This window comes from Catenibacterium sp. co_0103 (assembly GCF_004168205.1).
GTDB classification, from domain to species: domain Bacteria; phylum Bacillota_I; class Bacilli_A; order Erysipelotrichales; family Coprobacillaceae; genus Catenibacterium; species Catenibacterium mitsuoka_A.
In genome coordinates this window covers 23,548-36,404 of sequence record NZ_RCYB01000017.1, presented here as the reverse complement: position 1 = coordinate 36,404, position 12,857 = coordinate 23,548, and the positions used below count along the sequence as shown (strand labels likewise).

General features: G+C 35.2%; 13 protein-coding genes and 1 other annotated feature. All 13 genes read left to right on the top strand.

Features of this window, described 5'->3' with window-relative positions; genetic code table 11:
* Positions 1–74 precede the first annotated feature (74 nt).
* The 13 genes from trxB (at position 75) to leuD (ending at position 12,854) form a co-directional block, all read left to right on the top strand.
* Positions 75–986: a thioredoxin-disulfide reductase gene (gene trxB, locus EAI80_RS04745; protein WP_129981128.1), complete on the top strand. Its 912-nt coding sequence runs from the start codon at positions 75–77 to the stop codon at positions 984–986.
* 78 nt (positions 987–1,064) lie between these two features.
* Positions 1,065–1,913, top strand: coding sequence for an RNase adapter RapZ (rapZ, locus tag EAI80_RS04740; RefSeq protein ID WP_022424408.1), 849 nt, complete (start codon positions 1,065–1,067; stop codon positions 1,911–1,913).
* Positions 1,914–1,928: 15 nt separating this feature from the next.
* Positions 1,929–2,873 carry a DNA-binding protein WhiA gene (whiA, locus tag EAI80_RS04735; RefSeq protein WP_129981127.1) on the top strand — a complete coding sequence of 315 codons (945 nt, stop codon included), beginning with the start codon at positions 1,929–1,931 and terminating at the stop codon, positions 2,871–2,873.
* Positions 2,873–3,079: a helix-turn-helix transcriptional regulator gene (locus EAI80_RS04730; protein WP_129981126.1), complete on the top strand. Its 207-nt coding sequence runs from the start codon at positions 2,873–2,875 to the stop codon at positions 3,077–3,079. The genes whiA and EAI80_RS04730 overlap by 1 nt, the downstream gene beginning before the upstream one ends.
* A 128-nt stretch (positions 3,080–3,207) precedes the next feature.
* Entirely contained in the window at positions 3,208–3,483 is a 276-nt protein-coding gene (locus EAI80_RS04725; protein ID WP_129981125.1) for a hypothetical protein, read from the top strand.
* Complete coding sequence (locus EAI80_RS04720) at positions 3,484–4,713, top strand: DUF5050 domain-containing protein (protein WP_129981124.1); 1,230 nt, start codon at positions 3,484–3,486, stop codon at positions 4,711–4,713.
* A 78-nt stretch (positions 4,714–4,791) separates the two neighbouring features.
* The gene (gene murF, locus EAI80_RS04715; RefSeq protein WP_129981123.1) at positions 4,792–6,135 is read left to right on the top strand and encodes a UDP-N-acetylmuramoyl-tripeptide--D-alanyl-D-alanine ligase; all 1,344 of its coding nucleotides are present in this window, start codon (positions 4,792–4,794) and stop codon (positions 6,133–6,135) included.
* A gap of 4 nt (positions 6,136–6,139) precedes the next feature.
* Complete coding sequence (locus EAI80_RS04710) at positions 6,140–7,168, top strand: D-alanine--D-alanine ligase family protein (protein WP_129981122.1); 1,029 nt, start codon at positions 6,140–6,142, stop codon at positions 7,166–7,168.
* Positions 7,169–7,445: 277 nt separating this feature from the next.
* Positions 7,446–7,699 (top strand) — a binding site (T-box leader).
* A gap of 53 nt (positions 7,700–7,752) precedes the next feature.
* Entirely contained in the window at positions 7,753–9,441 is a 1,689-nt protein-coding gene (gene leuA / locus EAI80_RS04705; protein ID WP_192924003.1) for a 2-isopropylmalate synthase, read from the top strand.
* Complete coding sequence (gene ilvN, locus EAI80_RS04700) at positions 9,441–9,965, top strand: acetolactate synthase small subunit (protein ID WP_129981121.1); 525 nt, start codon at positions 9,441–9,443, stop codon at positions 9,963–9,965. Before leuA ends, ilvN begins: the two co-directional genes overlap by 1 nt.
* A 6-nt stretch (positions 9,966–9,971) precedes the next feature.
* Positions 9,972–10,988 carry a ketol-acid reductoisomerase gene (gene ilvC, locus EAI80_RS04695; protein WP_129981120.1) on the top strand — a complete coding sequence of 339 codons (1,017 nt, stop codon included), beginning with the start codon at positions 9,972–9,974 and terminating at the stop codon, positions 10,986–10,988.
* Positions 10,989–11,085: 97 nt separating this feature from the next.
* Entirely contained in the window at positions 11,086–12,363 is a 1,278-nt protein-coding gene (gene leuC / locus EAI80_RS04690; RefSeq protein ID WP_129981119.1) for a 3-isopropylmalate dehydratase large subunit, read from the top strand.
* The gene (gene leuD / locus EAI80_RS04685; protein WP_006505167.1) at positions 12,363–12,854 is read left to right on the top strand and encodes a 3-isopropylmalate dehydratase small subunit; all 492 of its coding nucleotides are present in this window, start codon (positions 12,363–12,365) and stop codon (positions 12,852–12,854) included. The genes leuC and leuD overlap by 1 nt, the downstream gene beginning before the upstream one ends.
* The last annotated feature ends 3 nt before the right edge of the window (positions 12,855–12,857 follow it).

Below are 12,857 nucleotides of genomic sequence, written 5' to 3'. Positions count from 1 at the left end.
AGAGTTTTGGGGGATTTGAGTTTGGTTATATATTTGTGTCCGCGCAACGAAGGCGCGGGGAAATGGAGGAAATTATGAAAGATATTATAATTATTGGTGGTGGGCCAGCAGGACTTACTGCTGCACTCTATGCAAGTCGTGCAGGTGCTGATGTGACTATTATTGAATCAGGTGCACCAGGTGGTAAATTAAACTTAACAGCTCACATCGAAAACTATCCAGGAATAAAAGAGATGATGGGTCCTCAGCTTGCATATGATATGTATGAACAGGCTCTTAACTTCGGTGCCCAGTTAAAGATGACAGAAGTGAAATCTATTGTAGATGAAGGTGACTATAAGAAGGTTATTACTTCTAAAGAAGAACTAGAAGCTCGCGTAGTGATCATTGCGACAGGAACTAAAGAAAGAAAAATGGGACTACACTTAGAAGATGAAATGACAGGTAAAGGTATTTCTTATTGTGCTGTTTGTGATGGACCATTCTTTAGAGGAAAAGAAGTTGCTGTCATTGGTGGAGGCAATAGTGCGATTGAAGAATCAATCTATCTTGCTGGTATTACAGAAAAGGTTCATATTATTATGAGACGTGATGTCTTCCGCGCAGATGATTATCTAGTGAAGAAAGCACTGAATAATGAAAAGATTGAATTCCACTTCAAAAAGAAGCCACATGCTTTAATTGTAGAAGATGATACATTAAAAGGCTTAGAACTAGAAGATAGTGATACAAAAGAACTAGAAAACCTTTATGTACAGGGTATTTTCCCATTTATTGGTTTAGATCCAGTCACTGATTTTGTGAAGGATTTAGGCATCACAAATGAACAGGGTTATATTGATGTTGATGAACATATGGAAACAAAAATTCCTGGAATATTTGCGATTGGTGATGTCAGAACAAAGACATTAAGACAGGTTGTCACAGCGGCAAATGATGGTGCAATTGCTGGACAATATGCTGCTAAGCTTGTTGAAGAGAACTAATGATAGTTCTCTTTTTGAATGCTTTATACCCTTATGATTGTATGTTATAATAGATGAGGTTGAGGAGGATATAAGTCTATGAAGAATGTAGAAGTTGTATTAGTTACTGGTATGTCAGGTGCAGGTAAATCTACTGCCATGGCTATATTTGAAAATATGGGATATTATTGTATCGATAACTATCCAGTTGCACTACTTGAACAGTTTGGAGATTATTTATTAGATGAAACTTTAGGTGGCAAGATTGCGATGGGAATCTATCTAGGAGATGCACTTCAGGCAATTCGTGAATTAACGAATATGGATTGGATCAATTTGACTGTTGTATTCTTAGATTGTGAAAATATGGAAATCTTAAAGCGTTATAAGCAGACAAGACGTTCTCATCCAATGATGATCATGAATAAAGCCAATACACTTTATGACTCTATTGAATTAGAACGCCAGGAATATGAACAAATTAAGACACAGGCTGATTTAATCATTGATACAACTCTATTAAAGCGTACAGCTTTACAGGATAGACTAGAAGCATCTTTCTATCATGAAACAGGAGAAGTATTCCGTGTGTCTTTTGTATCATTTGGATATAAGTTCGGTATTCCTAAGGATGCTGATTTACTTCTTGATGTAAGATTCCTACCAAACCCTTTCTATATTCCTGAACTTAGAAATAAGACAGGAAATGATAAGGAAGTCTATGACTATGTTATGGAAAAACCTGAAACTCAGGAATTTATTAAAAGGACTTTGTCTTACTATGATTATTTATTGAAAGAATATGAAAAAGAAGGAAAAATGCAATTGATTGTCGGTATTGGCTGTACAGGTGGCCAGCACCGTTCTGTCACATTAACTAATTTCCTTGCAGACCATTATAAGAAATATTATAAAGTATATAAGTGGCATCGTGATGCTGACCACTAGAGGATGTGAAAAGAAATGTTGTCGTTTTCAAGAAAAGTAAAGGAAGAGATCGTATTTAATGAGTTTGATCATGACTGTTCAAAAGCGATTCTTTGTGCGTTATTAAAAACCAATGGAACACTGATGTTAGGACAGGGACTCTCTCTCCTGATCCGTACAGAAAACGCAAAAATAGCGTCAAAGATGCATAAACTTCTTAAAGAACTTTATGCACCTTCAATTGAATTTAAAGTAAAAAAGATGATGAAGCTTAAGAAGAATAATGTTTATCTTCTTAAGGTTTCAAAGGCAAGAGAAATACTAGAAGATCTTCATTTATTAGAAGGTCTAGGATTTACTATGTTACCTTCTGATGAAATTTTATATGATGATCGCACAAGAAGAGCTTATCTTGCAGGTATATTTCTTGCAAGTGGATCAGTCAATAACCCCGATACATCTAATTATCATTTAGAGATGAGTGTACAAGATGAACCTCTTGCACAATATATTGAAACTATGTTGAATAGCTATGGTTTAAATGCGCATGTGATCAAGAGACGTAATCGTTATGTTATCTATATGAAATCTGCAGAAAGAATAGGAGACTTCTTACGTGCTATAGGCGCTTCTACTTCTGTTATGGAATTTGAAACAACACGTATTGACCGTTCTATGGCTAATACTGTCAATAGATGGAATAATTGCGATATTGCGAATGAAATGAAGGCTATGACAGCGAGTGCAAAACAGATTGAAGATATTGCTTATGTGATTGATAAAGCAGGCATAGAAATTCTAGATTCTAAAACTGCGGATGTAGCACAGATTCGTTTAGAAAACCCAGAACTTACACTTAATGAACTAGCAGATGTGTATTTTAATAAGACAGGTCAGACAATTTCTAAATCTGGTCTTCACCATCGTTTTAAGAAAATCAAAGAAGAAGCTGCACGTCTTCGTCAGATGGAGGAAGAATAATGACTGTCACAGAAAGATTTGGAATGCGTATTAAGGAATTAAGAATGCAGCAGGGAATCTCTCAAGAAGAACTAGGATTTAGATGTCATCTTTCTAAGAATTATATTTCTGATGTAGAAAGAGGTACTAGAAATGTGAGTCTTAAAGCCATTGATCAATTTGCGAAGGGCTTAGGTATTGCTCTTAAAGACCTTTTTAACTACTAATATGTGAAATTTTAGAAGATGTCTAAGGCATCTTCTATTTTTTGTTTGAAATTGGTATAATTTCTGTGAGTTCATCATTTGTTTACAATAGAAACATATAATGACGACACTTAAAGGAGAAAAAATATATGGATGCACTAATCTATTTTATAATTATATTTCTAGTTTTATCTGTATTCTTAAACATTATTGCTTATGCATGGCCTTTCTTATTGATCATGTTTATTGTTTATGAAATCTGGAAATATTTTAAATTAAAGAAAATCAGAAAACAGTATGAAGAAGCACAATCACAATATTCATCTCAATATCAATCTCAGTCTTCATCACGTAATGATAATCCTGATATCATTGATGTAGAATATAAGGTTGTAGATGAAGAAAAGACTGGAGATGACAACTAAATGATTTGTCCTACATGTCATAAAGAAATCCCAGAAGGGTCACATTTCTGTCCCTATTGTGGTACACCGCTAGATGATAAATGTCCTCATTGTGGTCATCAGAACATTCCTCATGCGAAGTTCTGTTCTTATTGTGGAAAACCATTAGGAGCTGCTTCAACATCACGTCGTCCTCAAGGGTCTTTTATTCCTACATCACGTATTTATCATGAAGAAGAAAAAACATATGAACCGGAAAAGGTATCACGTAAGATTAACTGGAAAGTAGTTATTATATCAGTACTTGTCTTAATACTTGCGACTACCGGTGCACAGTATTATTTGAATCATTCTGATAATATTAAATGGGCAGATGGTAATTCGAGCACTTCAGAAGAAATGAATTCTGTAATTAAACTAAAGAAGACAACAGAAATTGAACAATATTCTAATTTATCTAATGATGGAACTGTCGCAGCCAATGATCACTATATCTTCATGTCTAATGCATCTAACAAATTAGTGAAATTAGATAAAGATATGAATGTTGTAAAGACATATGATATCAAGTATGCAACTTATTTAAATCTGGTCGGAGAAAAGCTTTATTATACAGATAAAGATCATCATATCTGTGTTCTTGATACAAAGACAGAAAAGTCTGAAACATTACAGGATGTTTCAGCATTCTATATGACTTATCATGATAATAAGCTCTATTATCAGAATGATAGTGATAATGAAAGTTTATATGTTTATGATATTTCAGATAAAACATCTACTAAACTTTTAGATGAACATATCTACAATATGAACTTTAATGGAGATATTATTTATCTAACTGGTAAGAGTTCTATTATTTCTTATAATATGACTACTAAAGCCACAGATGCTATTTATAATGAACAAGTTTATGGTTCGGTCTATAGAGATGGTTACCTATATTTCACTACACCTAAAATGACAATTGGTAGAGTGAATGTGCAAACAAAAGAATCCCAGATTATTTTAAATGATATTGGTTATTCTATGTTTGTGGTGAGTGATGAAGCAATCTATTATGTTGGTAATGATGTAAAGATGTATCGTCTAGATTTTGAAAAGAAAGAACCAACTGCAGTATATCAATTCCAGTCACATCGTATCGGTGGTATGCAGATTGTGAATGATCATCTATTTGTGAAAGATAATCAGGATTGGAAAGTTGTAAACACTTCTAATACAAAGTATGCAGTGATATTTGATAATTAGGCACTGATTCACTTCAGTGTCTTTTTTTGTATATAAGATTTATGCTATAATGGGTGGGTAAAAAATGGAGATGATTATATGTTAATAAGCGAAATTATTGAGGCAACAAACGGAAAACTCTTAAATGGTCACTTAGATGACCAGGTGAATGGCTTTACACAGGATACACGTGTTATTCAGCCAGGAAACCTATATATCCCTCTAGTAGGTATTAAAGATGGGCATGACTATATCTCACAGGCTTTTGAAAATGCTGCAACAGCCACTTTGACAAGTCATCCTATAGAAGATGATGTACACAATGTGATTCTAGTAGAAGATACAATGAAGGCATTAGGTGATTTAGCACGTTATGTACGTGTTCATTCAAATGCAAAGGTTGTAGGAATCACTGGTTCAGCAGGGAAAACAAGTACTAAAGATATGATTGCAAGTGTTATTTCCCAACAATATACAACATTAAAAACACAGGGTAACTACAACAATAATATTGGTTTACCTTTAACTATTCTTCGTTATAATGGTGAAGAAGTTATGGTTATTGAAATGGGTATGAACCATTTAGAAGAAATCGATTATTTAACTAAGATTGCATTACCTGACATTGCAGCAATCACAAATATTGGTACAGCACATATTGGTGAACTTGGTTCAAGAGAAAATATCTTACAGGCCAAGATGGAAATCATACATGGTATGAATCATGGTACTTTAGTAGTCAATAACGACAATGATTTACTATCTACTGTCCATCCTGAAGGAATCTCTTTAAAAACAATTGGTATTGAAAGTGAAGCAGACTTAAAAGCAACTGATATTATCTTGAATGAAGATATGTCATCATTTAGAGTAAAAGTAGATGGGCAGGATTATGATGTAAGAGTCTATGTACCAGGTGTTCATTTTATCTTCAATGCATTAATTGCGATTCAGGTTGGTTTATTATTAGATATTCCAATGGAAAAATGTATCAAGGGTATTGAAACATTTGAACTCACTAAGAATAGAAATGATATCTTAACACTTGATCGTCATATCCGTGTGATTGATGGTACGTATAATGCGAATCTTGATTCTATGAAATCAAGTATTGATGTATTATCAGGCTATGCAGGTCGTAAAATTGCAGTATTAGGGGATATGTTAGAACTTGGTGATTATGAAGAAACGCTTCATCGTGCTGTAGGTGCACATTTACTTAAAAAGAATATTGATTTAGTCTTGACTGTAGGACCTGCTGCGCGTTATATTTCAGACGAAGTAAATAAAGCAAAACCAGGCCTTGCTTATCATTTTGATGATAATGCCTCTTTAAGTGCTTATTTGCAGGAATGTCTAGAAGAAAATGATGTTGTTCTAGTCAAGGCTTCTAATGGTATGCATTTAAAAGAAGTCATTAATGATTTAAAGGAGAATAATTAATAAGATGAAGTTATTATTAGTATGTGGTGGACAGTCTACAGAACATGCTGTTAGCCGTATGTCATGTGTGAATATCTATAAAAATTGTGATAAGAGTAAATATGATATTAAAGTTGCAGGTATTACAAAAGAAGGAGAATGGTATGATTTAGTTTCTACTGATTTCTCTAGTGATAACTGGTTAGAAGGTGCTACAAAGATCAATGATTATTTCACTTTCCTAAAATCATTTGATGTTGTATTCCCAGTATTACATGGACAGTTTGGTGAAGATGGTACTATCCAGGGCTTATTAGAAATGGCTCAGGTGCCATATGTTGGATGCCGTGTGATGGCATCTTGTACTGCAATGGATAAGATCTATGCAAAGAAGCTATTTGATCAGGCTAATATTCCCCAGGTGCCTTCTCTATATGTCAAGAAGAGATATGATGATAAATTAGTTGTAGTAGATAATGAAGGTAGAGAAAGCTTTAATGTAGAAATGGAAATCTATACACACTTAGGATTCCCTTGCTTTGTAAAGGCTAGCCGTTCTGGCTCAAGTGTAGGCTGTTATAAGGTTAATACTTTAACTGATTTACTACCAAAACTTCATGAAGCAGCATCTTATGACCGTCATGTTGTTGTAGAAAAAGCTATTAATGCGACAGAATTAGAATGTGCTGTCATTGGTAATGATGATATCAGTGCATCACGTGTAGGACAGATTTTACCTCATGGTGAATTCTATACATATGAATCTAAATATGAAGATGAACAGAGTGCAACATGCATTCCTGCAAGAGTAGATCAGTCTATCCAGGATTATATCAGACAGGCTGCTGTGAAGGCATTTAAGGCAGTAGATGGTACAGGTCTAGCTAGATGTGACTTCTTCTATGATAACGATACAGGAAACGTTTATTTAAACGAAATCAATACTATGCCTGGCTTTACTAATATCTCTATGTATCCTCAATTAATGAAAGATGCAGGACTAGATACACCAGCTCTTATTGATGAATTAATCAAGCTTGCATTACAGAGATAAGATGTCGAAAGACATCTTTTTTTATAGTTTGAATAGATAAATAATTATTAATATAATAAATATTTTGCGAAGTAAATATAAAAATGTCTGTAATTAAAAACAATGAAAATAATATTGAATATTACAATAATATTTATACAGGCCATTACAAGAAAACGCTTATAAAACTGATAATCTGATAAATAATTAATATAATTAGGAAAATAAGGAAAGAAAGTGAAAAAGTTTGTTGACATGTCTAAGTGAGAAGTATATGATAAACACAACAACCCAAAAGAAAACGACTTTGATAGGAACTAGTAGGGGAATGATGAAAGCGCAGAGAGGTTCTGGCTGGTGTAAAGAACTGTTTGATCATCTTTGAACTCATCCTTGAGTGGAGCACTTAATTAAGTAGGCTGCTACGGCATTTGCGACCGTTATCTCGCTAGAGTATGTACTTTATATATAAAGCGTACTCGATAAGGTTGATATTGTGAGATATCAATAAATTGAGGTGGAACCACGAAGAATTATTCTCTCGTCCTCTTACGCTAGTAAGGACGAGGGCTTTTTTTATAGGTTGGAAAGGAGAATAAATAATTATGATGAATTACCAAAAGTACAAGAGATTTGAAACGGTGAGCTTGAAAGACCGCACATGGCCAGATAAGACAATTGAAAAATCACCTATTTGGTGTTCAGTAGATTTACGTGATGGTAACCAGGCATTAGTAACACCAATGAATATTCAGGAAAAGGTGAAGATGTTCAAATTATTAGTTGAACTTGGATTCAAGGAAATTGAAGTAGGATTCCCTTCAGCTTCACAGATTGAATATGATTTCTTAAGATTATTGATTGAAGAAAACCTCATTCCTGATGATGTCACTGTTCAGGTATTAACTCAGTGTCGTGAACACTTAATTAAGAGAACATTTGAAGCCCTTGATGGATTAGACCGCGCTATTGTGCATATTTATAATTCAACAAGTATTCTTCAAAGAGATGTTGTCTTCAACAAAGATAAAGATGAAATTAAGAAGATTGCGACAGATGGCTGTGCTCTTGTAAAGAAGTTATGTGATAACTTTAAAGGTCAAGTCATTCTTGAATATTCACCTGAAAGCTTTACTGGTACAGAAATGGATTATGCAGTAGAAGTAGTCGATGCAGTCTTAGATGTATGGGGTGCTTCTAAAGATAATAAAGTGATTGTGAATCTTCCTTCAACTGTAGAAATGGATACACCAAATGTCTTTGCAGATCAGGTTGAATATGTATGTAGAAACCTAAAAGATCGTGAAAGAGCTATTATCTCAGTTCATCCACATAATGATAGAGGATGTGGTGTTGCTGCAACAGAACTTGCATTAATGGCAGGGGCTGATCGAGTAGAAGGTACACTATTTGGAAATGGTGAAAGAACAGGTAACGTAGATATCGTCACTGTTGCATTAAATATGTATACACATGGTGTTAATCCAGAACTTGACTTCACACAGATGAATGACATCAAGCGTACTTATGAAGAATGTACAAAGATGGAAGTTGATCCTCGTTCTCCATATGCTGGTCAGTTAGTCTTCACAGCATTCTCTGGAAGCCATCAAGATGCTATTAATAAAGGTATGCATAAATATCATGAAAGACATCAGAAACAATGGGAAGTGCCTTACTTACCAATTGACCCAGCTGATTTAAATAGACAATATGAACCAATCGTTCGAATCAACTCTCAATCAGGTAAAGGTGGTGTGGCCTTCGTTATGGATACAGTCTTTGGTTATCATTTACCTAAACCACTACAGGGTGATTTCGCAAAGATTGTACAGAACATCTCTGAAGCAGAAGGTGAAGTATCACCAGAAAGAATCTATGATACATTCAGAAATGAATATATTGAAAATGAAGAACCATTCCAGTTCATTTATCAGAAACTAACAGATGTCTCAGAAGATGCAGAAAACGAATATGAAAGAAAAGTAGAATTAACAATTCGTGATCATGGTGAAGAACGTACAATTATTGGTTATGGTAATGGTCCAATTGATGCAGTTAAGAATGCCTTCAATGATAATGGATACCATTATATTCACTTATTAGATTACTCAGAACATGCATTAACATCTGGTTCAAGTGCTAAGGCTGCTGCTTATGTACAGCTTAGAGCAAAAGGCACATCTATTATTGAATGGGGTGTAGGTGTTCATCCAAATATTACAACTGCAACTATTAAAGCAATTATTTCAGCAATGAATAGAATACATAAGGATATGAGGGAGGCCGCTTAATGGAAAGACTTGTCCTGTCTATTCTAGTTGATAATACAGCCGGCGTATTAAGCCGTGTGGCTGGATTATTCTCTAGAAGAGGCTACAACATTGATTCATTGACCGTTGGTGAAACAAACGATCCAACAGTCTCACGTATGACAGTATCTGCAAGAGGAGAACCAGCGACTCTTGCACAGATTAAAAAGCAGTTAAGAAAGCTGGAAGATGTAATTGAAATATTTCCGTTAGATGATGACCATTCAGTCTATCGTGAATTGGTGCTTATTAAGGTAGAAGCAGACCACTCACAAAGACCTGATATTGTGTCAATAGTCAATATATTTAGAGCGCAGATTGTAGATGTTGCGCCAAATTCACTCGTTGTGGAAGTCACTGGTGATCAAAATAAGATCAATGGTATTCTCACAATGTTAGATACGTTCAATATCACCGAAATCGTCCGTACTGGTATTGCTGGCATCGGAAGAGGACTAGATGATTTTGATATAGAAAAGATGAAAGCTAAGAAAAATAGGGGGTAAATAAAAATGGCTAAAATCTATTACAACACAGACTGTGATTTATCTTTATTGGATGGTAGAAAGGTTGCTATCATCGGTTATGGTTCTCAGGGACATGCACATGCATTAAACCTTAAAGAATCTGGAGTAGACGTTGTTGTTGGTCTATATGAAGGTTCTAAGTCTTGGAAGAAAGCAGAAGAACAGGGACTTAAGGTTATGACATCTGCTGATGCAGCTGCTTGGGCAGATATCATCATGGTATTAATTCCTGATGAATTACAGGCTAAGCTTTACAAAGAAGCTATCGAACCAAACTTAAACGAAGGCGATATGTTAATGTTCGCTCATGGTTTCAATATTCATTTCAATCAGATCGTTCCACCAAAGAATGTTGATGTAACTATGATTGCGCCAAAAGCTCCAGGTCATACAGTACGTTCAGAATATCAGGCAGGTAAAGGTACTCCTTGTCTAGTAGCGGTTGAACAGGATTACACTGGTAAGGCTCATGATTATGCATTAGCTTATGGTGCTGCAATCGGTGGTGCAAGAGCTGGTCTATTAGATACTACATTCAGAACTGAAACTGAAACAGACTTATTTGGTGAACAGGTAGTTCTTTGTGGTGGTGTATGTCAGTTAATGCAGACTGGTTTCGAAGTATTAGTAGAAGCTGGTTACGATCCAAAGAATGCATACTTTGAATGTATTCATGAAATGAAGTTAATCGTAGACTTAATCTACCAATCAGGTTTCGAAGGTATGAGAAAATCTATTTCTAATACTGCAGAATATGGTGACTATATCACTGGTCCTAAATTAATCACTGAAGACACTAAGAAAGCAATGAAGAAAGTATTAGCTGATATCCAGGATGGTTCATTCGCTAAAGAATTCTTACTTGAAATGTCAGCAGCAGGTGGACAGGCTCACTTCAAAGCAATGAGACAGTTACACAATGAACATGAATGTGAAAAAGTAGGTGCTGATATCCGTTCATTATATTCTTGGTCTGATGAAGATAAGCTTTTAAATAACTAATCACTAATCAACACACACTTTGTGTGTTGTAAAGAGGAAGTACTACGGTACTTTCTCGTTACAACATTCAAAAATAACTTGAGGAGGATTATATCTAATGGGAATGACAATGACGCAGAAGATCTTAGCTGATCATGCGGGAGTAAAAGAAGTTCATGCAGGTGAATTAATTGAAGCAAATGTAGATATTGTAATGGCAAATGATATTACAGGACCTATGGCTTTACCAATCTTTAAGAAAATGGCTGATAAGGTCTTTGATAAAGATAGGGTTGTTTTAGTGCCAGATCACTTTACACCTAATAAAGATATTAAATCTGCAGAGAACTCAAAGGCAATCAGAGAATTCTCTCGTGAGCAGGGATTAACACATCATATGGAACAGGGTAAATGTGGTGTAGAACATGCTATTTTACCTGAAAGCGGCATTGTTGTGGCAGGAGATGCTGTCATTGGTGCAGACTCACATACTTGTACTTATGGGGCTATTGGTGCTTTCTCTACAGGTGTAGGAACAACTGATATTGCGACAGGTATGGCGACTGGACAGTTATGGTTCAAGGTACCTTCAGCCATTAAATTTAATCTTCATGGCAAACTACCAAAATATGTATCTGGTAAGGATGTTATTTTACATATTATTGGACGTATTGGTGTAGATGGAGCTTTATATAAATCAATGGAATTTACTGGTGAGGGTGTCAAAGAATTATCTATGGCAGATCGTTTCACTATTTGTAATATGGCTATTGAAGCAGGAGCTAAGAACGGTATCTTCCCTGTTGATGAAGCCGCTATTGAATACTTAGATAAACATGCTAAACGTGAATATAAGATCTATGAAGCAGACAAAGACGCTGAATATGAAGAAGTGGTAGATGTAGACTTATCTGCTATTAGACCAACTGTTGCTTTCCCTCATCTTCCAGGTAATGCAAAGACAGTGGATGAAATTGAAGCAATGGATAAAATCTATATTGATCAGGTTGTTATTGGATCATGTACAAATGGTCGTATGGAAGACTTAAGAAAAGCAGCTGCTATTCTTAAAGGTAAGAAAGTCGCTGATAATGTGAGAGTGATGGTTGTACCAGCTACTCAGAAGATTTACTTACAGTGTATCCTAGAAGGTATTCTAGAAACATTTGTAGAAGCAGGATGTGCTGTCAATACACCAAGCTGTGGTCCATGTATGGGTGGTCATATGGGTGTACTTGCGAAAGGTGAAAAGTGTGTTTCTACTACAAATAGAAACTTCGTTGGACGTATGGGTGATGTAGAATCATTAATTTATCTTGCATCTCCAGAAACAGCAGCTGCAAGTGCGATTGCAGGTTATATCGCAAATCCAGAAAAATTCGGAGGTAATAACTAATGGAAGCTAAAGGTAGAGTATTTAAATATGGTGATAACGTTGATACAGACGTTATTATTCCAGCAAGATATCTTAATTCATTTGATGCCAAAGAATTAGCAAGCCACGCTATGGTGGACTTAGATCCTACATTTGTAGAAAGAGTTCAGCCTGGTGATATTATTGTCGCAAAGAAGAACTTTGGATGTGGTTCATCAAGAGAACATGCCCCTCTTGCATTAAAGACAGCAGGTGTTTCATGTGTTATCGCAAAAAGCTTTGCACGTATCTTCTATCGTAACTCTATTAATATCGGTTTTGCGATTCTTGAATGTCCAGAAGCCGTAGATGGTATTGATGATGGTGATGAAGTAAAAGTAGATTATGAAACAGGTAAGATTTATAACCTCACTAAGAATACAGAATATCAGGGTCAGCCTTTCCCACCATTCATGCAGAAGATTATTGAACAGGGTGGTCTTGTAAACTATGTCAATAATAAGAAAGGATAGAGG